At 73.6% G+C, this 21,408-nt stretch carries 19 protein-coding genes; 4 read left to right on the forward strand and 15 right to left on the reverse strand.

Annotated features, from left to right (window positions below):
- Positions 1–35: 35 nt before the first annotated feature.
- The 8 genes from HHL19_RS34845 to rimP form a co-directional block, all read right to left on the reverse strand.
- Positions 36–3,395, reverse strand: coding sequence for a serine protease (locus HHL19_RS34845; protein WP_169094411.1), 3,360 nt, complete (start codon positions 3,393–3,395; stop codon positions 36–38).
- A gap of 170 nt (positions 3,396–3,565) precedes the next feature.
- Positions 3,566–4,465 (reverse strand): tRNA pseudouridine(55) synthase TruB, encoded by a 900-nt coding sequence (gene truB, locus HHL19_RS34850; protein WP_169094412.1) that lies wholly within the window; start codon positions 4,463–4,465, stop codon positions 3,566–3,568.
- The gene (gene rbfA, locus HHL19_RS34855; RefSeq protein WP_169094413.1) at positions 4,462–4,902 is read right to left on the reverse strand and encodes a 30S ribosome-binding factor RbfA; all 441 of its coding nucleotides are present in this window, start codon (positions 4,900–4,902) and stop codon (positions 4,462–4,464) included. The genes truB and rbfA overlap by 4 nt, the downstream gene beginning before the upstream one ends.
- Positions 4,903–4,931: 29 nt before the next feature.
- Complete coding sequence (locus tag HHL19_RS34860; RefSeq protein WP_031008504.1) at positions 4,932–5,225, reverse strand: DUF503 domain-containing protein; 294 nt, start codon at positions 5,223–5,225, stop codon at positions 4,932–4,934.
- A 138-nt stretch (positions 5,226–5,363) separates the two neighbouring features.
- Positions 5,364–8,444 carry a translation initiation factor IF-2 gene (gene infB, locus HHL19_RS38635; RefSeq protein ID WP_169094414.1) on the reverse strand — a complete coding sequence of 1,027 codons (3,081 nt, stop codon included), beginning with the start codon at positions 8,442–8,444 and terminating at the stop codon, positions 5,364–5,366.
- Positions 8,445–8,593: 149 nt separating this feature from the next.
- Positions 8,594–8,884: a YlxR family protein gene (locus HHL19_RS34870; RefSeq protein WP_169094415.1), complete on the reverse strand. Its 291-nt coding sequence runs from the start codon at positions 8,882–8,884 to the stop codon at positions 8,594–8,596.
- Positions 8,885–8,978: 94 nt separating this feature from the next.
- Positions 8,979–9,974: a transcription termination factor NusA gene (gene nusA / locus HHL19_RS34875; protein WP_169094416.1), complete on the reverse strand. Its 996-nt coding sequence runs from the start codon at positions 9,972–9,974 to the stop codon at positions 8,979–8,981.
- Positions 9,975–9,976: 2 nt separating this feature from the next.
- Entirely contained in the window at positions 9,977–10,474 is a 498-nt protein-coding gene (rimP, locus tag HHL19_RS34880) for a ribosome maturation factor RimP (RefSeq protein WP_169094417.1), read from the reverse strand.
- 191 nt (positions 10,475–10,665) lie between these two features.
- Here rimP and HHL19_RS34885 point away from each other — a divergent pair, with 191 nt between their 5' ends.
- The 4 genes from HHL19_RS34885 (at position 10,666) to HHL19_RS34900 (ending at position 13,601) form a co-directional block, all read left to right on the forward strand.
- On the forward strand, positions 10,666–11,250 hold the full coding sequence (locus HHL19_RS34885; RefSeq protein WP_169094418.1) for a hypothetical protein: 585 nt from the start codon (positions 10,666–10,668) through the stop codon (positions 11,248–11,250).
- Entirely contained in the window at positions 11,247–11,666 is a 420-nt protein-coding gene (locus HHL19_RS34890) for a ferritin-like domain-containing protein (RefSeq protein WP_169094419.1), read from the forward strand. The genes HHL19_RS34885 and HHL19_RS34890 overlap by 4 nt, the downstream gene beginning before the upstream one ends.
- Positions 11,667–11,723: 57 nt before the next feature.
- A complete protein-coding gene (locus HHL19_RS34895; protein ID WP_169094420.1) occupies positions 11,724–12,623 on the forward strand; it encodes an aminoglycoside phosphotransferase family protein in 900 nt (299 codons plus the stop codon).
- Between the two features lie 78 nt (positions 12,624–12,701).
- Positions 12,702–13,601 carry a slipin family protein gene (locus HHL19_RS34900; RefSeq protein WP_169094421.1) on the forward strand — a complete coding sequence of 300 codons (900 nt, stop codon included), beginning with the start codon at positions 12,702–12,704 and terminating at the stop codon, positions 13,599–13,601.
- A 24-nt stretch (positions 13,602–13,625) separates the two neighbouring features.
- Here HHL19_RS34900 and HHL19_RS34905 read toward each other — a convergent pair whose 3' ends face one another.
- From HHL19_RS34905 to dxr, 7 genes are all read right to left on the reverse strand, one after another.
- Complete coding sequence (locus HHL19_RS34905; RefSeq protein WP_169094422.1) at positions 13,626–14,114, reverse strand: VCBS repeat-containing protein; 489 nt, start codon at positions 14,112–14,114, stop codon at positions 13,626–13,628.
- Between the two features lie 130 nt (positions 14,115–14,244).
- Positions 14,245–15,948: a proline--tRNA ligase gene (locus tag HHL19_RS34910; RefSeq protein WP_169094423.1), complete on the reverse strand. Its 1,704-nt coding sequence runs from the start codon at positions 15,946–15,948 to the stop codon at positions 14,245–14,247.
- Between the two features lie 71 nt (positions 15,949–16,019).
- Positions 16,020–16,568 carry a GNAT family N-acetyltransferase gene (locus HHL19_RS34915; RefSeq protein WP_169094424.1) on the reverse strand — a complete coding sequence of 183 codons (549 nt, stop codon included), beginning with the start codon at positions 16,566–16,568 and terminating at the stop codon, positions 16,020–16,022.
- Between the two features lie 28 nt (positions 16,569–16,596).
- Complete coding sequence (locus HHL19_RS34920) at positions 16,597–17,442, reverse strand: GNAT family N-acetyltransferase (RefSeq protein ID WP_169094425.1); 846 nt, start codon at positions 17,440–17,442, stop codon at positions 16,597–16,599.
- Between the two features lie 130 nt (positions 17,443–17,572).
- Positions 17,573–18,730, reverse strand: a complete 1,158-nt coding sequence (gene ispG, locus HHL19_RS34925; protein ID WP_169094426.1) for a flavodoxin-dependent (E)-4-hydroxy-3-methylbut-2-enyl-diphosphate synthase — start codon at positions 18,728–18,730, stop codon at positions 17,573–17,575.
- A 103-nt stretch (positions 18,731–18,833) separates the two neighbouring features.
- Complete coding sequence (locus HHL19_RS34930) at positions 18,834–20,141, reverse strand: site-2 protease family protein (RefSeq protein ID WP_169094427.1); 1,308 nt, start codon at positions 20,139–20,141, stop codon at positions 18,834–18,836.
- A complete protein-coding gene (dxr, locus tag HHL19_RS34935) occupies positions 20,138–21,388 on the reverse strand; it encodes a 1-deoxy-D-xylulose-5-phosphate reductoisomerase (RefSeq protein WP_169094428.1) in 1,251 nt (416 codons plus the stop codon). The genes HHL19_RS34930 and dxr overlap by 4 nt, the downstream gene beginning before the upstream one ends.
- Positions 21,389–21,408 lie beyond the last annotated feature (20 nt).

The following is a 21,408-nucleotide window of genomic DNA, read 5'->3' on the forward strand; positions in this document are numbered from 1 at the left end:
CCGCTCCTCGTCCGCCTGTTCGCCCTGTACGCCCATTACGCAGGTCTAAGACTGCCATGCCCACGCCCGTCGGTCCGCATCGGCATGGAAGTGCCGGGTGTTCGCGGCGCGGGCAGGGCCTGCGCGAGGAGTGCGGCGAAGGCCGGATGGTCGGCGGCGAGGACGGCGAGCAGCCGGTCCCGGTGGGCCGCGCCGCCCGGGTCGCGGGCGTAGAGGGCGGTGGTACGGGCGAGGAGCGCGCGGTTGCGCGGGAGCGAGCGGCGGGCGGCGCCCTCGGCGGTGGCGGTCAGCAGCGCGTCCGCCACGGCGAGGTCGCCGGGCCCGGTCGCGTACGTCTCGTGGTCGAGGAGGACGTCGAGGAGTTCGGCCCGCAGATGGCGGGAGGCGCCGGTGCCGGGGGCGGCGAGCACGGGCGCGAGGGCGCGCCGGACGGCGGCGGGCGGGCCGTGGACGAGTCCGACGACCAGCGGGAAGAGGACGGCCCGCGCGGTCGGCCCCTCCTCGAACCGCAGGTCGACGTAGCCGGCGGCGTGGGCGGCGCCCTCGGGGTGGCGGTGCGCGTACTCCCGGACGAGGCCGGCGATCCGCCGGGTGAGGGCGGGCGCGTCGACGGCGGCGAGGGCCCGCAGCGCGCCGCCCGGGTCCCGCCCCTGGTCGAGGCGGTCCCGGAAGGCGTCGAGCACGGCCTCGGGGTGCTCGGGCAGCGCCCCGACGAGCGCGTCGGCGGGCACCCGGGCGTCGGCGAGGGCGCGCGCGAGGTAGGCGCCGCGGGTGTCCGGGTCCCGCACGAGGATGCCGAGGGCGGCCCCGTGCAGGCCCCGGTCGGCGGCCCGGCCGAGCAGCGCGCCCGCCGCGTACCGCAGCAGCTCCCGCTCCTGCCCGTGCTGCCCGCGCGCGGCGAGCAGGGTGCCGTGGACGGCGGCGGCGATCCGCCGCTCCGGCCGGCCGTCGTCGTGCGCCCACCGGTCCACGGCCCGGCAGAGCGCGGCCGGTTCGTCGTCGACGAGCGCCGCGAGCAGCCCTTCGGCGAGCGGGTGCGCGGTGGCGACGAGCGCCTCGCAGAGGTCGTCGGCGGCGAGCCCGCGGTGGGTGTGCAGCAGCTCCTGCGCGACGGTGCCCACGGTGACGTACGGCCGTCCGGGCAGGCCCCGGCCGTCGGTGAACCAGCGGCAGAGCAGCGGCTGGACCTCCCGGGTGCGGGCGACGAGCAGCTCCTCGACGAGGGCGAGGCAGCCCGCCGGGTCGGCGGTGACGGTGCGGCGCAGCAGGTCGAGCCGCTCGTCCTCGCCGACGGCGAGCCGCCCCCACCAGGCGGGCCCGAAGCCGTCGAAGGCGCCCGGCAGGGCCGTGCCCTCCCCCACCCGGTCGGCGAGCCGGCGCAGCACGGGCAGGTACGGCCGCGGGTCGCCGACCCGGTCGAGGGTCCGCGCGAGCAGGGTGCGCGCCCACCAGACGGCTTCCTCGGGCGTCTCCTCCCCGAATCCGGCGAGGGCGCCGACGAGCCGGTCGAGCGTCGGCGTGAGCGCGACGGGCCCGCCGTCGCGGTGCACGAGCAGCAGCGCCTGGAGGACGGTCCCGACCCGGTGCCGGGGCACGGACGGCCGCTCGGCGGCGGCCTCGGCCTCGTCCTCTCCCCCGGCCCCGGCCCCGGCCCCGGGTGTGCCGTGGACCAGGGTGTCGAGGGCCGTGTCGAGGTCCAGATGGGCGGCCTGGAGCCAGTCGGAGAGCTCCTCGTGGGCGAAGCGGTAGCCGGTGCCGGCGGGGACGAGGAGGCCCTCGGTGAGGACGGCGGGGGCCCAGCCGTCGCGCCAGGGGAACAGCTCCTCGAAGGAGGCCCGGTCGAGGAGGCCGTGGCCGGGGCCGAGGCAGCGCCGGGCGGCCTCGTGGACCTGGCCCGTGACGCGCGCGGCGAGCCGGCGGACGGCCCGGCCGCCCGGCCGGGGGCGGGTGTCGGCGGCGATCCTGACCGCGATCCGCAGGCACAGCAGGTCCAGGTGCGCGGTGAAGATCTCGGCCCGCCCGGGCCGTCCCGGCACCTCGCCGGGGAGCGCGGCCCGCACCTCGGCGAGCAGCCGCAGGGCGAGCGGGTGCCGGGCGTCCGCCGCGTCGAGGTCCTCGTCCCCGATCCCGTACCCCTGGCGTACGGCCCTGGCCTCGGCGTCCGTGAGGTCGCCGAGCGGCAGCACGGCCGGCGCGGCGCTCCACAGCGGGGCGGCCTGCTCGGCGTGCTCGGGGCGGCAGGCGAGGGCGAGCCGGACGCCGTGGGCGCGCAGCCAGCGCTCGGTGGCGGCGGTCCAGTCGGCGAGCCGGTGGGCGAGGGGCGGCGGCATCTCCTCGGGGCCGTCGAGGACGACGAGGAGGGGGCGTCCGGCCTCCCGGGCGAGGGCGGCCGCCCGGTCGGCGGTGACGGGGTCGCCGGCGGCCCCCGAGGCGGCGGCGATCCGCGCGGCCCGGTCGAGGACCCGCCCGACGGCCTCGGCGAGCGAGCCGTCGTCCTCCCGCAGGTCGGCGCCGCGCAGCCGCACGGTCGGCGCGGGCGCGACGCCCCGGGTCCGCGCCTCGCAGGCCGCGCCGAGCAGCGTGGTGCGCCCGCAACCGGGCTCGCCGACGACGGTGAGCACGGGGACGTCACCGGAGGGGGCCGCCCCGCGGGCGAAGCCGGTGACGGCGCGCAGGGCGGTGGGGCGGGCGACCGGGGCCTGCCCGGGGGCCGGTTCCGCGGGCGGGAGCGCCGTGGCGGCGGTGAGCTCCAGGAGGGCGGCGAGGTTCAGGTCGGGGCCGTAGGCGGGGATCGTGGCGGAGTTGCGGCGGAGGAGCGGGCCGAGGGGGCCGTCGGGGCGGATCGGGACGGCGTGCCCGGCGGCGCGCGGGTCGCCCTGGAGGGCGGTGCCGACGACGCCGAGGACGGTGCCGGTGGCGCTGTCGACGACGGGTCCGCCCGCGGCCGGGCCGCCGAGCCGCAGCGCCTCGGCGCCCTGGGTGCCGATGGCGAGTTCGAGGGCGTCGGGCAGGACGTGGAAGCGGTCGGTGGCGGTGTAGGTGACGGCGGCGGGGCCGAGCACGCGGGCCTCCCGCCAGCCGTGCGCGGCGATCCTGACGTACGTGCCGGGTTCGACGGCCGCGCGGGTGGCGAGCGGCAGCGGGGGCACGCCCAGGCCCTCGGTGCGGATCAGGGCCAGTCCCTGCTCGGGGAAGGGGGTGATCGCGTCGGCCTCGGCGAGCCGGGTCCGCTCCCCCGGCGCGTGCAGCACGACGCGCGTCAGCCCGTCGACGGCTTCGTGACTGGTGACGAGGGTGCCCTCGTGGTCGGCGAGGAATCCGGTGCCGCGCGGCCGGCCCGCCAGATCGCAGATGCGCACCAGCCCCACCGGCTCCGCCAGGTCCCCGCGTCCCATGGTGTGGAGGGTAGGTCGGCGGAGACGGCCGGAGGGCGCCGAGCGGCCAAGGCGCCCCCTCGCACTCCCCGGTTCACTCCGAGCGCTTCCCCGATGGGGTGAAGAAACGCGAAAGGGCGGGCGCGCCGCGCGCACCCGCCCCTCCACAAGAGATCAGCCGACACAAAAGATCAGCCGAAGACGGCCAGGCTCTTCGCCTTGCCCCGCTGGTCCTCCACCAGGGCGAGCAGCTTCCCGTCCGGCCCGAAGACCGCCACGGCGCCCTTGGGGTACTCGGGCATCTCCAGGCGCACCCCGTTGAGCAGCAGCCGGGCCCGCCTCTCGTCGACGTCCCAGCGCGGGAACGCCGCCGCGGCGGCCTCGGCGACCGGCATCACGGTCAGCTCCTCCTGGAGCTGGTCGAGGGTGCGGGCGCTGTCCAGCTTGTACGGGCCGACCCGGGTGCGCCGCAGCGCGGTGAGGTGCCCGCCGACGCCGAGTCCGGCGCCGAGGTCCCGGGCCAGCGCCCGGATGTACGTACCGGAGGAGCAGACCACGGAGACGACCAGGTCGACGACGGGGGTGCCGTCCTCGGCGGCCGCCTCGCGGACGTCGTACACCCGGAAGGAGGAGACGGTGACCGGCCGGGCCGGGATCTCGAACTCCTCGCCGCCGCGCACGCGCGCGTAGGACCGCTTTCCGTCGATCTTGATCGCGGAGACCTTCGACGGCACCTGCATGATGGCGCCGGTCAGCTCCGCGACACCCGCGTCGATCTGCTCGCGGGTGACCTTCGACGCGTCGACCGACGCCGTGATCTCGCCCTCGGCGTCGTCGGTGATCGTGGTCTGGCCCAGGCGGATGGTGCCCAGGTACTCCTTCTCGGTCAGCGCGAGGTGACCGAGGAGCTTGGTGGCCCGCTCCACGCCGAGGACGAGGACGCCCGTGGCCATGGGGTCGAGCGTGCCGGCGTGGCCGACGCGGCGGGTCTTCGCGATCCCGCGCATCTTGGCGACGACGTCGTGCGAAGTGAAGCCCGACGGCTTGTCGACGATGACAAGGCCGTCGGGAGTATGGATCTTGTCGCTCATTCGGCGGTGTCGTCCTCGCCCGGCTTCTTGTAGGGGTCCGCGTCGCCCGCGAAGGCGGCGCCCGAGGACGCCTCCCGCACCTGGGCGTCGGAGGCCCGCGCCTTGTCGAGGAGGTCCTCGATGGTCCGGGCGTTCTCGGGCAGGGCGTCGGCCACGAAGGCCAGGGTGGGCGTGAACTTGGTGCCCGCCGCCCGGCCCACGGCCGAACGGAGGATGCCCTTGGCGCTCTCCAGGCCGGCCGCGGCGCTCGCCCGGTCCTCGTCGTCGCCGTAGACCGTGTAGAAGACCGTGGCCTCCCGCAGGTCACCGGTGACGCGGGTGTCCGTGATGGTCACGTGCGTACCCAGGCGCGGGTCCTTGATGCCGCGCTGCAGCTTCTCGGCGACCACCTCCCGGATGAGGTCCGCCAGCTTCTTCGCCCGCGCGTTGTCGGCCACTGGTCCGTCTCCTTCTTTGCCTTGCTCATTCAGTCTTCATCAGTGTGGAGCCTTCGGCGCACCGAGAGCAGTTCCACCTCGGGCCGTGCGGCCACCAGCCGCTCGCAGCGGTCGAGGACGCCGTTCAGATGGCCCAGGTCCCCCGACACCATCGCGACGCCGATCTCGGCCCTCCGGTGGAGGTTCTGGCCGCTCACCTCCGCCACACTCACCGAGAACTTCCGCTGGAGTTCGGCGACGATCGGCTTCACGAGGGAGCGTTTCTCCTTGAGCGAATGGACGTCGCCGAGGAGCAGGTCGAAGGACAGAGTCCCCACATACATGTGTGTCCGGATGTCCCGCCGGTTCGGGGTCAGTGGCCCCGCCCACCGCTGGACGGGAACACCGAAACCGTACACGGAACGGCCGGGGCCGATCGACGGAATATCTCCCGCCGACCGGCCCCGGCTTTTCACCGTGCGTTACGCGCGCGGCTTCTCGCGCATCTCGTACGTCGCGATGACGTCGTCGATCTTGATGTCGTTGTAGTTTCCGAGGTTGATACCGCCCTCGAAGCCTTCACGAATCTCGGTGACGTCGTCCTTGAAGCGGCGCAGACCGTGGATGGTGAGGTCCTCGGCGATGACCTTGCCGTCGCGGAGGAGTCGCGCCTTGGTGTTGCGCTTGACCTCGCCGGAGCGGATGAGGACACCGGCGATGTTGCCCAGCTTGGACGAGCGGAAGACCTCGCGGATCTCCGCGGTGCCGAGCTCGACCTCCTCGTACTCCGGCTTGAGGAGGCCCTTGAGCGCCGCCTCGATCTCCTCGATCGCCTGGTAGATGACCGAGTAGTACCGGACGTCCACGCCCTCGCGCTCGGCCATCTGCGCGGCACGGCCGGCCGCACGGACGTTGTAGCCGATGACGATGGCGTCGGAGCCCATGGCCAGGTCGATGTCCGACTCGGTGACCGCACCCACACCGCGGTGCAGGACGCGGATGTCGACCTCTTCGCCGACGTCGAGCTGGAGCAGCGAGGCTTCGAGGGCCTCGACCGCACCGGACGCGTCGCCCTTGATGATGAGGTTGAGTTCCTGGACGAGACCGGCCTTGAGCACCTTGTCGAGGTCCTCGAGGGACACCCGGCGGACGCGCTTGGCGAAGGCGGCGTTGCGCTCACGCGCGGCGCGCTTCTCGGCGATCTGACGGGCCGTACGGTCCTCGTCGACGACCAGGAGGTTGTCGCCGGCACCCGGCACGTTGGTGAGACCGAGCACCAGGACGGGAGTCGACGGGGCCGCCTCCTCGACGTTGTTGCCCTTGTCGTCGAGCATCGCCCGGACGCGGCCGTACGCGTCGCCGACCACCACGGTGTCGCCGATGCGCAGCGTTCCGCGCTGGACCAGGACCGTCGAGACGGCGCCGCGACCACGGTCGAGGTGCGACTCGATGGCGATGCCCTGCGCGTCCTGGTTCGGGTTGGCCCGCAGGTCGAGCGAGGCGTCGGCCGTGAGGATCACGGCCTCCAGCAGGGAGTCGATGTGCAGACCCTGCTTGGCGGAGATGTCGACGAACATCGTGTCGCCGCCGTACTCCTCGGCCACGAGACCGAACTCGGTCAGCTGACCGCGGACCTTGACCGGGTCCGCGCCCTCGACGTCGATCTTGTTGACCGCGACGACGATCGGGACGCCGGCGGCCTTGGCGTGGTTGAGCGCCTCGATCGTCTGCGGCATCACGCCGTCGTTGGCCGCGACCACGAGGATCGCGATGTCGGTCGACTTCGCACCACGGGCACGCATGGCGGTGAACGCCTCGTGACCCGGGGTGTCGATGAAGGTGATGCGACGCTCTTCGCCGTTGACCTCGGTACCGACCTGGTAGGCACCGATGTGCTGGGTGATGCCACCGGCCTCGCCCGCGACGACGTTCGTCTTGCGGATCGCGTCGAGGAGTCGGGTCTTACCGTGGTCGACGTGACCCATGACGGTGACGACCGGCGGACGGGAGACCAGAGCCTCTTCGCCGCCCTCGTCCTCGCCGAACTCGATGTCGAAGGACTCGAGGAGCTCGCGGTCCTCCTCCTCCGGCGAGACGATCTGAACGGTGTAGTTCATCTCCTCGCCGAGCATCGTCAGCGTGTCGTCGGAGACGGACTGCGTGGCCGTGACCATCTCACCGAGGTTCATCATCACCGCGACGAGCGACGCCGGGTTGGCGCCGATCTTCTCGGCGAAGTCGGTGAGGGACGCACCGCGCGACAGGCGAATGGTGTCGCCGTTGCCGCGAGGCAGCATCACGCCGCCCACGGACGGGGCCTGCATGGCCTCGTACTCCTGGCGCCTCTGACGCTTCGACTTGCGACCGCGACGCGCGGGACCGCCGGGACGACCGAAGGCGCCCTGCGTGCCACCACGGCCACCCGGGCCGCCGGGACGGCCGCCGAAGCCGCCGGGACGACCGCCGAAGCCGCCGCCACCGCCGGGACCACCCGGACGACCGCCGCCGCCACCGGGACCGCCGGGACGGCCGGCGAAGCCGCCGCCACCGCCGCCGGGACCGGCCGGACGACCAGCGAAGCCGGGACGACCGCCGCCACCACCGGCACCGCCGGGACGACCGCCGGGGCCACCGGGGCCACGACCGCCGGGGCCGGGACGCGGGCCGGCAGCGGGACGCTGCGGCATCATGCCCGGGTTCGGACGGTTACCGCCGGGCGCGCCGCCCGGACGGGGAGCCTGCGGACGCGGCATGCCACCGGGGGTGGGACGAGCGCCGCCGCCCTGGCCCTGCGGGCGCGGGGCGCCGCCGGGGCCGCCCTGCGGACGCGGGGCGCCCGGAGCGCCACCGGGGCCGCCGGGACGCGGGGCACCGCCACCGGGACGGGGCGTCTGCGGACGCGCCATGCCGGTGGAGCCGCCGGAGGTGAAGGGGTTGTTGCCCGGACGCGGGCCCGACGGACGCGGGGCGCCCGGACGCGGGGCCTGCTGGCCGGGACGGGGGGCCTGCTGACCACCCGGGCGCGGCGCGCCCTGGCCCGGACGGGCACCGGCCGGACGCTGGCCGGAGGGGGCACCACCGGGGCGCTGACCACCAGCGGCCGGAGCGGCCGGAGCCGCCGGAGGCGCGGTGAACTCCGGGTTCGTCGGAGCCGGGGCGGCGGGCGCCGGCTTGGGCGCGGGAGCCGCGGGCTTCGGACCCGGGGTCGGACGCGGGCCGGAGGCGGCCGGCGTCACGGGCTTCTCGGCCGCCGCGGGCTTGGGCGCCGGGGTGGGCGCGCCAGGCTTCGGGGCGGCGGGACGTGCGGCTGCGGGCGCCGAAGGCGCCGGCGCGGCCGGCTTGGGGGCGGGCGCCGCCTTGCGGGGCGCTCCGGGCTTGGCAGCGGTCTTGCCGGCGGAACCGCCGGGACCCTGCAAAGCGTCAGTCAACTTGCGCACGACCGGCGCCTCGATCGTCGAGGACGCCGAACGGACGAATTCACCGAGTTCCTGGAGCTTGGCCATGACGACCTTGCTCTCCACACCGAACTCCTTGGCGAGTTCGTATACCCGGACCTTAGCCACATCGCTCCTTTGTAGGTCCGGTTACCGCCGGACCGTCGCTACTTCATGGGCGTACTCATCGCGTACTCATCGAGTGCTCATCGCAATCTCGACCTACTTCCGACTCGCGAGGTACCTGACCGCACGGTGTTCCGTGCCGTACTTCCTGTTCACTGCGGTGCCGCCTGCGCGGCCTGCTCGATGTGCTCCCGCAGGGCCGCCGTGTCGAGCGGGCCCGGGACCTTGAAGGCCCTCGGGAACGCCCGGCGGCGGACCGCGAGGTCGAGACAGTGCAAGACGGGGTGCACGTACGCACCCCGGCCGGGCAGCGTACCGCGACGATCGGGGACGCACTCGCCCTTATCCATCACGGTCCGCAGCAGTTCGCTCTTGGCCGCTCGCTCCCGGCATCCCACACAGGTTCGCTCAGGGCACGCGCGGGCATGCGTCCGGCCAGACACGATTAAGTCTACCTCCCCGTACCGACCTCACCCGTTTGGGGCAAAAATCGAACAGCTGTTGGCCAAAAACGGCCTTGGGCTTGCGGCGGACCGCTCAGCCCTCCTCGCCCTGCGTCTCGGTGTCCGGACGGATGTCGATCCGCCAGCCGGTGAGGCGCGCGGCGAGGCGGGCGTTCTGCCCCTCCTTGCCGATGGCCAGGGAGAGCTGGTAGTCGGGGACCGTCACCCGGGCGGACCGGGCGGCGGCGTCGACGACCTCGACCTTGGAGACCCGGGCCGGGGAGAGCGCGTTCGCCACCATCTCGGCCGGGTCGTCCGACCAGTCGACGATGTCGATCTTCTCGCCCAGCAGCTCGGCCATCACGTTCCGCACCCGGCTGCCCATCGGGCCGATGCAGGCGCCCTTGGCGTTCAGGCCCGAACGGGTGGAACGGACCGCGATCTTGGTGCGGTGACCCGCCTCACGCGCGATGGCGGAGATCTCGACGGAACCGTCGGCGATCTCCGGGACCTCCAGGGCGAAGAGCTTCTTCACCAGGTTGGGGTGGGTGCGCGAGAGCGTCACGGACGGACCGCGGACGCCCTTGGCGACCCGGACCACGTACGTGCGCAGCCGCAGGCCGTGCGTGTAGTCCTCGCCCGGCACCTGCTCCTGCACCGGCAGGATGGCCTCCAGCTTGTCGTCCAGCTTGACGAGGACGTTCTTCGGGTCCTTGCCCTGCTGCACCACACCGGCGACGACATCGCCCTCGCGGCGGGCGTACTCGCCGAAGGTGACGTCGTTCTCGGCGTCGCGCAGCCGCTGCTGGATGACCTGGCGGGCGGTGCTCGCCGCGATGCGGCCGAAGTCCGACGGGGTGTCGTCGAACTCCTTGGGCTCCTGCCCCTCCTCCAGGTCGGCCGGGTCCTCCTCGGCCCACACCGTCACGTGCCCGGTGTGCCGGTCCAGCTCCACGCGCGCGTGGCGGCGGGCGGACGGCGTGCGGTGGTACGCGATGAGGAGGGCCGACTCGATCGCCTCGACCAGCATCTCGAAGGAGATTTCCTTCTCCTGTGCCAAGCCCTTCAGGAGCTTCACGTCGATGTCCACGGCTACGCCTCCTCTTCCTTCTTGTCCTTGCGGTTGAACTCGATCTCGACACGCGCCTTCGCGATCTCGGCGAACTCCACGCGGCGGGCGGTGGCCTTGCGGCCCTTCACGCCCGGGACCTCGGTGTCGATGCCGTCCTCGTCCACGGCCACGATGCGGGTGACCAGGTCCCCGCCCTCGGTGAGCTGGAGCTTCACGAGACGGCCGGTGGCCCGGACGTAGTGGCGGTGCTCGGAGAGCGGACGGTCGGCACCCGGGGAGCTGACCTCCAGGACGTACTCGCCGTCGCCCATGGCGTCGGTCTCGTCCAGCTTCGCGGAGATGGCGCGGCTCAGTTCCGCGCAGGCGTCCAGCTCGACGCCCTCGTCCGAGTCGACGACGATCCTCAGCAGTCCGCGGCGGCCGGCCCGGGAGACCTCGATCTCCTCCAGATCCAGGTGCTCCGCGCGGACGAGCGGCTCAATGAGTCCGCGCAGCCTGTCGCTCTGGGTGGTGCTCATCCGGGTGACTCCTCGGCCGCGTGTGCTGTTGTGGGTGCGTCGCTCGTCGCTGCTTCTCGCTGCGTGTCGGATCAAGGGTATCCGGTCCCGGAGGGTGTTGCCGTCCACCGCACGGGGCCCCACGGGTACGCTCGCCTGCGGTGATCTTCGACGGGCGGCCGGGAGGGGTCCGGAATGCTGAGGGAGAGAGCGTGACGACGACGGGCAGACGCGCCCTGCTCGTGGCGGGGGCCTCGGCCGCCGCGGCGGCCCTGACCGGATGCACGTCCGAGGAGGCGGGGCCGCGCCGGCCGAGCGCCGCGGAGGAGGCGGCGGCCCGCGAGGCCGAACGGGTGGCCCGCGCCGAGGCGGCCCTCCGCCGCCGCGCGGTGACCGCCTCGCGGACCCTCCTCGCCCGCTACGACGCCGCCCTCGCCGCCCATCCCGCGCTCCACGCGCGCGTGGCCCCGCTCCGCGCCTCCGCCGCGGCCCACGCGACGGCCCTGGGCGAACGCGACCGCCCCACCGCCGGTACGGACACGCCACCCCCCGGCAGCACCCCGGGTACGGGCGCCGCCTCCGCGAGCCCGGAGGCCGGTACGGGCCCCGCCGGGAAGGCCGTGCCCTCCGACCCCGGGGCCGCGCTGCGGGAGCTGGCCGCCGCCGCGCGGGCCGCCTCCGACGCGTACACCGCCGAGCTGCTCGCGGCGCCGCCCGAGTACGCCCGGCTGCTCGCCTCCGTGGCCGCCGCCGGCGCCGCCCACGCCTACCTCCTCACCGAAGGAGCCCGCGCATGAGCGACCTCTTCCGGGCGGCCCAGGCCGCCCTCGCCGCCGAGCACGCCGCCGTGTACGGCTACGGGGTCGTCGGCGCCCGGGTCGCCGAGGAGCGCCGGGCCGAGGCGACCGCCGACTACGAGGCGCACCGGGCCCGCCGGGACGCGCTGCGCCGCACCGTCCGCGACCTCGGCGGCACGCCGGTCGCCGCGGCCGCCGCGTACGAGCTGCCGTTCCGGGTGGCCGACCCGGCCGGTGCGGAGCGGCTCGCGGCCGTCCTGGAGGACCGGGTGGCCGGGGTCTACTCCGACCTGGTGCGGGCCGGCGAAGGCGCCGTGCGCCGCGAGGCCGCCGCCGCGCTCCGGGAGGCGGCCGTCCGCGCGGTGCGGTGGCGCGGCGGCGACGTAACCTTTCCTGGGCTCGCCGAGCGGGTGTGAGTCCGGCCCCCACCAGCTCTGATCGCCCCGCCCAAGGAGAAGGAACAAGGCACGCACATGGGTTTCGAAGCGCCCCGGCGACTGGTCACGGCGCTCCCCGGGAAGTACGGCGAGGCCGCCGCGGCCGAGTGGCTCGGGCGGCTCCCCGGCCTCGCCGCGCGGCTCCCCGAGGAGGCCGGGCTGACCGTCGAGCGGGTGGTCGCCCCCGGCGGCCGCGGCAGCCTGGTGCTGCTCGTCCGCGAGGCCGACGGCACGCCCGCCGCGCTGAAGATCGCGCCGCCGTTCACCCGGCCGGACCTGGAGCGGGACGCCCTCGCGCACTGGAACGGCTGGGGCGCTGTCCAGCTCCGCGCCGAGGCGCCGGAGGACGCCCTCGTCCTCGAACGGCTGCACCCGGAGGTGTCGCTGCGCTCGCTGCCGGAGGCCAAGGCGCTCCTGGAGGCCGCCGGGACCGTACGGAAGCTGTGGGTCGAGCCGCCGGCCGGGCACGGCTTCGAGCCGCTGGCCGAGCGGACCGCCCGGCAGGCGGAGGCGATGCGGCCGTACGGCTCCGACGACACCGCCGGCGGGCTCGTCACGTCGGCGCTCGCCGCCCGCGAGGAGCTGCTCGCCGGGGCCGCGGAGGAGGTGCTGCTGCACGGGGACTTCCGGCAGGGCAAGGTCCTCGCCGGCGACCGGGCACCCTGGCTCGCCATCGGCCCCGACCCGCTCGTCGGCGAGCGCGCCTACGACCTGGCGCGGCTGGTCCGCGACCGGGTGGAGGACCTGGTGGCCGCCTCGGCCGGCGCGCCGGCCGCGCGGCGGCGGGTGAACAAGCTGGCCGACTCGCTCGACGTGGACCGGGAGCGGCTGCGCGGCTGGACGCTCTTCCGGGCCGTCGAGTCCGGCACGCGGGCGCTGACCGCGGGGCGGCGGCAGGAGGCCGAATGGCTCCTGGAGTTCGCCGGCTGGCTCTGAGGTTCCCGGGCCGGCTCCGCGTTCGCGGCCCCCGAGAAGGGGAATACCCTTTTTGTAACCCTTTCTCAGGGGGCCGAGATGCTCGATGAACTCCTGATGGCCGCAGCGGCGACGGGGACGGCCGCCGTCGCGTACGTCGGTGCGGCGGCCCGCGTGGTGAAGCAGTACGAGCGGGGCGTCGTCTTCCGCTTCGGCCGGCTGCGCGGCCAGGTGCGGACGCCCGGCTTCACGATGATCGTCCCGGCGGTGGACCGGCTCCACAAGGTCAACATGCAGATCGTCACGATGCCGGTGCCCGCGCAGGAGGGCATCACCCGGGACAACGTGACGGTCCGGGTCGACGCGGTCGTCTACTTCAAGGTGGTGGACGCGGCGGAGGCGCTGGTGCGGGTCGAGGACTACAAGTTCGCGGTCTCGCAGATGGCGCAGACCTCGCTGCGGTCGATCATCGGCAAGAGCGACCTCGACGACCTGCTGTCCAACCGCGAGAAGCTCAACCAGGGCCTGGAGCTGATGATCGACTCCCCCGCGATCGGGTGGGGCGTGCAGATCGACCGCGTCGAGATCAAGGACGTGTCGCTGCCGGAGACCATGAAGCGCTCCATGGCCCGCCAGGCGGAGGCGGACCGGGAGCGCCGCGCCCGCCTGATCAACGCGGACGCGGAACTCCAGGCCTCGAAGAAGCTGGCGGAGGCGGCCCACCAGATGGCCGAGGCCCCCTCGGCCCTCCAGCTCCGCCTCCTCCAGACGGTCATGGCCGTCGCGGCCGAGAAGAACTCGACCCTGGTCCTGCCGATCCCGGTGGAGCTCCTGCGCTTCCTGGAGCGCGCGACCCCGGAATCCGCGCAGGCTCCCGCCCAGTCGGCGGCACCCCCCGCGCCGCCGGTCACGGCCGCGCCTCCCCCCGAGCCCCTCGCCCCCATCGAGGACCTCACGGGACCCTCGGTGGACCCGGCCCCCCGGGACCGGGCCGCCTGACCGTCGGATCAGCGCCTCGGCGGGTCAGCGCATCGACTGGATCCAGCGCCAGCCGCCCTCGCCGATCGTCACGGGCGCACCGAAACCGGTGCCCGTGGCGTTGCCCGGCAGGAACCGCAGGTCCCCGGTGCCGGTCCCGCTCGGCGCGGTGGTGAGCAGCAGGTCGGCGCGGCCGTCGCCGTCGGCGTCCCCCACGGTGCCGGACAGCGGGTACGCGGCGATGCCGGCGGTGCCGATGGCGGTGGGCGCGGGAAGCGCCGCGGCTCCGGCGGACAGGAACTGCAGGAACCGGCCGTCGGCGACGCGGGCCCACAGGTCGGCGCGGCCGTCGCCGTTCACGTCGCCCGGCGCGAGGATCTCGGGCGTCGCCGCGGGTGCCCATTCCTGACCGCCCAGGACGACGGCGCTCCGCGGCAGGGTCGGGTTGACGCCCACGCTGCCCCGGTGCAGGTAGAGGCCGTTGACGCTGCGCCCCACCACATCGGGCTGCCCGTCGCCGTTGACGTCGCCCACGGCCAGGACCTGGGCGTGGGCCCAGCCGGTGGGACGGGAATATGCACGTGCCCCACCCTCACTCGAAAGATCAAACAGACGAGTGAGCGTAGGGCATGCGCACGGTCGGAGCGGCGGGAGGGCCCGGGCGTCAGGCGGTGAGGGCCTCCAGGGCCGCCTCGACGGTGAGCTCCTCGCGCTCGCCGGTGCGGCGGTCCTTCAGTTCGAGGACGCCTTCGGCGGAGCGGCGGCCGGCGACGAGGATCTTCGGGACGCCCATCAGTTCCGCGTCGGTGAACTTGACGCCCGGGGAGACTCCCGCGCGGTCGTCGACCAGGACGCGCAGGCCCGCGGCGGCGAGCTTGTCGGAGACCTCCAGGGCCAGCTCGGTCTGGAGGGCCTTGCCGGCGGCGACGACGTGGACGTCGGCGGGGGCGACCTCGGCCGGCCAGCACAGGCCCTTGTCGTCGGCGGTCTGCTCGGCGAGCGCGGCGACGGCGCGGGAGACGCCGATGCCGTACGAGCCCATCGTCACGCGGACGGGCTTGCCGTTCTGGCCGAGGACGTCGAGCTTCAGCGCGTCGGCGTACTTGCGGCCGAGCTGGAAGATGTGGCCGATCTCGATCGCGCGGTCCAGCTTGAGGCCGGTGCCGCACTTGGGGCAGGGGTCGCCCTCCTGGACGACGACCACGTCGACGTACTCGGAGACCTCGAAGTCACGGCCCGCGACGACGTTCTTCGCGTGCATGCCCTCCTTGTTGGCGCCGGTGATCCAGGAGGTGCCGGGGGCCACGCGCGGGTCGGCGAGGTAGGTGACCTTCTCCAGTCCCTGGGGGCCGACGTAGCCGCGCACCAGGTCGGGGCGGGCCGCGAAGTCCTCCTCCGTCACCAGCTCGACCGTGGCCGTGGGACCGAAGTGCTCCTCGACCTTGTCCATGTCGACCTCGCGGTCGCCGGGCACGCCGACCGCGACGATCTCGCCGTCGACCTTCACCAGGAGGTTCTTGAGGGTGGCGGAGGCCGGGACGCCGAGGGAGGCGGCGAGGGTCTCGATGGTGGGGGTGTCCGGGGTGGGGATGTCCTCGGCGGCGGGGACGGCGGAGCCGTCGACGGCCTTGACCTCCTGGTACACCGCCTCCGTGTTGGCCGCGAAGTCGCAGTTCGGGCAGTCGGCGAAGGTGTCCTCGCCGGCCTCGGCCGGGGCGAGGAACTCCTCGGACTTGGAGCCGCCCATGGCGCCGGCGGTGGCGGCGACGATGCGGTAGTCGAGGCCGAGGCGCTCGAAGATCCGCTGGTAGGCCTGGCGGTGCAGGCCGTAGGACCGGGTCAGGCCCTCGTCCTCGGTGTCGAAGGAGTAGGAGTCCTTCATGAGGAACTCGCGGCCGCGCAGGATGCCGGCGCGGGGGCGGGCCTCGTCGCGGAACTTGGTCTGGATCTGGTACAGGATGACCGGCAGGTCCTTGTAGGACGAGCACTGGTCCTTGACCAGGAGGGTGAAGATCTCCTCGTGGGTGGGGCCGAGGAGGTAGTCGCCGCCCTTGCGGTCCTGGAGGCGGAAGAGCTCGGCGCCGTACTCGTCCCAGCGGCCGGTGGCCTCGTAGGGCTCGCGGGGCAGCAGCGCGGGGAGGGAGACCTCCTGGGCGCCGACGGCGTCCATCTCCTCGCGGACGATCCGCTCCACGTTGGAGAGGACCTTCTTGCCGAGCGGCAGCCAGCTCCAGATGCCGGCGGCGGTGCGGCGGACGTAGCCGGCGCGGACGAGGAGCTTGTGGGAGAGGACCTCGGCGTCCGCCGGGTCGTCGCGCAGCGTCTTCGCCATCAACTGGGACATGCGCTGGACCGGTGCGTTGGCCATGGTTCTCGTACTCCTGCCGGGACTGACGTTGATGGCTAGGAGGTTAGCCGGGCCGCGCCGTCCGCGAGAAATCAGTTCCGGCGCGGGAGCGGCAGCGGGGCGCCCATGACCGCGTACGGGCGGGCGGCGCTCGGGAAGTGGACCTGGCGGGCGAGGTCCTCGTAGCCGAGGGAGCGGTAGAGGCCGCGGGCCGGGGACTCGGTGTCGATGGCGGAGAGGATGGAGCGCTTCTCGTCAGCGGTGTCGGTGATGGTGGTGATCAGCCCGCGGCCGAGGCCGAGGCCCTGGAAGTCGGGGTGGACGTGGAGCTCGGTGATGACGAAGGAGGCGTCGAGCCAGTCGGCGGTGCCGGTGGCGCGCAGGTACGGCTCCACGACGGTGGACCACCAGTGGGTGCGGTCGTTGGGCATCCCGTACACGAAGCCGACGAGCCGCCCGTCGGGGGTGGTGGCCCCGTAGGCGCGGGCGCCGGGGTTCATCAGGTGCCGCAGCACGATGTGGCGGCGTACGGCGACCTCCTCGGCGTCGAGGCCGAAGGCGACCGCCTGCACGGCGAGCGCCTCGTCCACCCGGGCGGCGAGGTTGACGGGTCCGATCACGGCGGGGGCGGCGGCGTCCATGCGGCGCACCCTACAAGCGGCCGAGGTTTCAGAACAGCACGCTCATGAAGGCTCCGGTCTCGCGGAACCCGACCCTGCGGTAGGCGGCGCGGGCCGGGAGGTTGTAGTCGTTGACGTACAGGCTGACGACGGGGGCGACGTCGGCGAGGGCGTACTGGAGGACGGCGGCCATGCCGGTCTCGGAGAGGCCCTTGCCGCGGTGCTCGGGGGCGACCCAGACGCCCTGGATCTGGCAGGCCTGGCGGGTGGCGGCGCCGATCTCGGCCTTGAAGACGACCTTGCCGTCGTCGATGCGGGCGAAGGAGCGGCCGGCGCCGACGAGTTCGGCGACGCGGGCCTGGTAGAGCAGTCCGCCGTCGCCGGCCATCGGGGAGACGCCGACCTCCTCGGTGAACATGGCGACGCAGGCGGGCATGATCGCGTCCATCTCGTCCTTGCGGACCCGGCGGACGAGCGGGTCGGGGGCGACGGTGGCGGACGGCTCCTCGGCGACCATGAGGGGCTGGTGGGCGCGGACGTCGCGGGCGGGGCCCCAGGAGGGTTCGAGGAGCCGCCACAGCTCGGCGGTGGGGCCGGCCGGGCCGACGATCGAGGAGCAGCGGCGGCCGATCCTGCGGGCCCGCTCGGCGAAGGCGCGGACGGCCTCGGGGGTGGCGCAGATCGGCACGAGGTTGGCGCCGGAGTAGCAGAGCGAGGTGAGCCGGCCCTCGGTGTACCAGCCCCACATCTCGCCGCCCAGCCGCCACGGGTCGAGCCCGGCCACGCGGACGCGGGCGGTCACGAAGGCGTTCTCGACGGGGGCGCTCTCCAGGACGGCGAGTGCGGCGCCGAGGTCGGCGGGTTCGAGGACCCGGGTGGTGGTCTGTGTCAACACGAGAGGGCCTCACCGTGCGGGTTCTGCTGGTCCTGGCACCTTACCCCCAGGATCTGGGAAGGGCTCCCGCACAAGGCGAAACCCCGCCGTCCCCCTGCGGGGGCGGCGGGGTTCCGGGTGGCCGGGTGCCTCAGCCGGCGATGGCGACGGTCGGTTCGCCGCTGGCGACGCCGTCCTTCTCCATCTGCTCGGCGATCTTGAGGGCTTCCTCGATGAGGGTCTCGACGATCTTCGACTCGGGGACGGTCTTGATGACCTCGCCCTTGACGAAGATCTGGCCCTTGCCGTTGCCGGAGGCGACGCCGAGGTCGGCCTCGCGGGCCTCGCCGGGGCCGTTGACGACGCAGCCCATGACGGCGACGCGGAGCGGGACGGTCATGCCGTCGAGGCCGGCGGTGACCTCCTCGGCGAGCTTGTAGACGTCGACCTGGGCGCGGCCGCAGGACGGGCAGGAGACGATCTCCAGGCGGCGCTGGCGGAGGTTGAGCGACTCCAGGATCTGCATGCCGACCTTGATCTCCTCGGCCGGCGGGGCGGAGAGGGAGACCCGGATGGTGTCGCCGATGCCCTGGGAGAGCAGGGCGCCGAAGGCGACGGCCGACTTGATGGTGCCCTGGAAGGCGGGGCCGGCCTCGGTGACGCCGAGGTGCAGCGGGTAGTCGCACCGCTCGGCGAGCTGGCGGTAGGCCTCGACCATGACGACCGGGTCGTTGTGCTTGACCGAGATCTTGATGTCGCGGAAGTCGTGCTCCTCGAAGAGGGACGCCTCCCAGAGGGCGGACTCGACGAGTGCCTCGGGGGTGGCCTTGCCGTACTTCTTCAGGAGGCGGGCGTCGAGGGAGCCGGCGTTGACACCGATGCGGATCGGGGTGCCCGCGTCCTTCGCGGCCCGCGCGATCTCCTTGACCTTGTCGTCGAACTGCTTGATGTTGCCGGGGTTGACGCGGACCGCCGCGCAGCCCGCGTCGATCGCGGCGAAGACGTACTTCGGCTGGAAGTGGATGTCGGCGATCACGGGGATCGAGGACTTCCGGGCGATGGTGGCGAGCGCGTCGGCGTCGTCCTGGGTGGGGCAGGCGACCCGGACGATCTGGCAGCCGGAGGCGGTCAGCTCGGCGATCTGCTGGAGCGTGGCGCCGATGTCGGACGTACGGGTCGTCGTCATCGACTGCACCGAGACGGGTGCGTCACCGCCGACGGCCACGCTGCCGACCTGGATCTGCCGGCTCTTGCGGCGCTCGGCGAGCCGGGTCGGGACAGAGGGGATACCGAGAGAAATCGCGGTCATGAGTTGTGCAACCTCAAGGTCGTGCGTCGGCGGGCTCGGGCTTCCGAGGTTACCGCCCCGGGGGCGGGGGGCCGGACACGGCGGTGCCCGGCCCCCCTGAGGGCTACGTCAGCTTCACCGGGTTGACGAGGTCGGCGGCGAGCACGAGCAGCGTGAAACAGACGAAGACGCCGGCGACCACGTAGGCGGCGGGCATCAGCTTGGCCACGTCGAACGGGCCGGGATCGGCGCGCTTGAAGATCCGGGCGGTGTGCCGGCGGACCGACTCCCACAGGGCGCCCGCGATGTGGCCGCCGTCGAGCGGCAGCAGCGGGAGCATGTTGAACAGGAACAGCGAGACGTTGAAGTACACCAGCAGGTTCATGAACATGACGAGGATGCGCTCCGGCGGGGCGTCCACGGTCATGAGCTCGCCGGTGATGCGGGCGGCGCCGACGACGCCGACCGGGGAGTCCTCGGCGCGCTCGCCGTCGCCGAAGGTGGCGTCCCACAGGCCGGGGATCTTGCCGGGGAGGGCGATGACCGACTCGACGCCGTTCTCCAGGAGGTCGCCCATGCGCTCGGTGGTCTCGACGAAGGTGAGCGGCGCGACCTCGCTGCTCGCCTGGAAGCCGAGGTAGCCGGCGGGGACGTACGCGACGGGCCGGACGATCTGGCCGTCCTCGTCCTTCTTCAGGACCTCGTTGGAGACCAGGGTCGGGTGCAGGTCGAGGCGCTGGCCGGCCCGCTCGACGGTGATCGTGGCGGGGCCGATGGTCCCCCGGATGCGGTCCGAGAGGGTGTCCCAGTCGGAGACGGGGGTGCCGTCGAAGGCGACGATGGTGTCGCCCTCCCGCAGGCCCGCCTCGAACGCCGGGGAGACCGCGTCGCCCTTCGCGCAGGTGTCGCGGTTCGCGCTCTGCTTGATGACGCACTTCTGGACGCCGGCGACCTTGGTGGTCTGGCCCTCGATGCCGAGGGTCATCAGCGAGCCGTAGAAGAGGCCGAGGGCGAGGACCAGGTTCATGAACGGTCCGGCGAACATGACGATGACGCGCTTCCACGGCTTGCGCGTGTAGAAGAGCCGGGTCTCGTCGCCGGGCTGCAGCTCCTCGTACGAGGCCTCGCGGGCGTCCTCGATCATGGAGCGCCAGGGCGAGGTGGAGCGGGCCTCGATCTTGCCGTCCTCGCCGGGCGGGAACATGCCGATCATGCGGATGTAGCCGCCGGCCGGGATGGCCTTGATGCCGTACTCGGTCTCGCCGCGCTTCTTCGACCAGATGGTGGGGCCGAAGCCGACCATGTACTGGGGCACGCGGATGCCGAAGAGCTTGGCCGTGGAGAGGTGGCCCAGCTCGTGCCAGGCGATGGAGACGAGCAGTCCCAGGGCGAACAGGACGATGCCCAGGACGTACAGGAGCGCTTCCGTCATGCGCGTGCCTCCGCGGTTGCCTTCGCTGCGAGCTCTCGGGCCCGGGCCCGGGCCCAGGTCTCCGCTTCCAGGACGTCCGGCACCGTCAGGGAGGTTCCCCCGACGGGCCGTCCGTGTTCGGTGACGACCGCCGTGACGGTGTCCATGATGCCGTTGAAGGGGAGCCGGCCGTCGAGGAACGCCGCGACGCACTCCTCGTTGGCGGCGTTGAAGACGGCGGGGGCGGTGCCGCCGAGCTCGCCGACGTGCCGGGCGAGGTCCACCGACGGGAAGGCTTCGTTGTCGAGCGGGAAGAACTCCCAGGTGGAGGCCTTGGTCCAGTCGAAGGCGGGGGCCGCGTCGGGGACCCGCTCGGGCCAGCCGATGCCGATGGCGATGGGGCCGCGCATGTCCGGCGGGGTGGCCTGGGCGAGGGTGGAGCCGTCGGTGAACTCGACCATCGAGTGCACGTACGACTGCGGGTGGACGACGACCTCGATGCGGTCGAAGGGGATGTCGTAGAGGAGGTGGGCCTCGATGACCTCCAGGCCCTTGTTGACGAGTGTGCTGCTGTTGACGGTGATGACGGGGCCCATCGCCCAGGTCGGGTGGGCGAGCGCGTCGTCGCGGGTCACGTGCTCCAGCTCGGCGCGGGTCCGGCCGCGGAAGGGGCCGCCGGAGGCGGTGACGACCAGCTTGCGGACGTCGGCGCGGGTGCCGGCGGCGAGCGCCTGGAAGAGCGCGGCGTGCTCGGAGTCGACCGGGATGATCTGGCCGGGCTTCGCGAGCGCCTTCACCAGGGGGCCGCCGACGATCAGCGACTCCTTGTTGGCGAGGGCGAGGGTGCGGCCGGCCTCCAGGGCGGCGAGGGTCGGCGCGAGGCCGATGGAGCCGGTGATGCCGTTGAGCACGGTGTGGCACGGGGAGGCGGCGAGCTCGGTGGCGGCGTCGGGGCCCGCGAGGAGCTCGGGCAGCGGCTCGGAGCCGTACAGCCCCTTCAGGGCCGTACGCAGCTCCGCCGCGGTCTCCTCGCGCGCGACGGCGACCTGGGCGACCCGGAGCCGGTGGGCCTGCTCGGCGAGCAGCCCGATCCGGCTGCCGGAGGCGGCCAGGGCGGTCACCCGGAAGCGGTCGGGGTGGCGCAGCACCAGGTCGATGGCCTGGGTGCCGATGGATCCCGTCGAGCCGAGGACGACGATGTCCCGGCGGCCTTCGGCGGGGTCGAAGGCGATGTGCGGGTCGGCGAGAGGAGAGGGGCGGTCGCTCATGCCCCCCATTCTTGCCCCAA

This window comes from Streptomyces sp. R302 (assembly GCF_012927245.1).
Classification (GTDB): domain Bacteria; phylum Actinomycetota; class Actinomycetes; order Streptomycetales; family Streptomycetaceae; genus Streptomyces.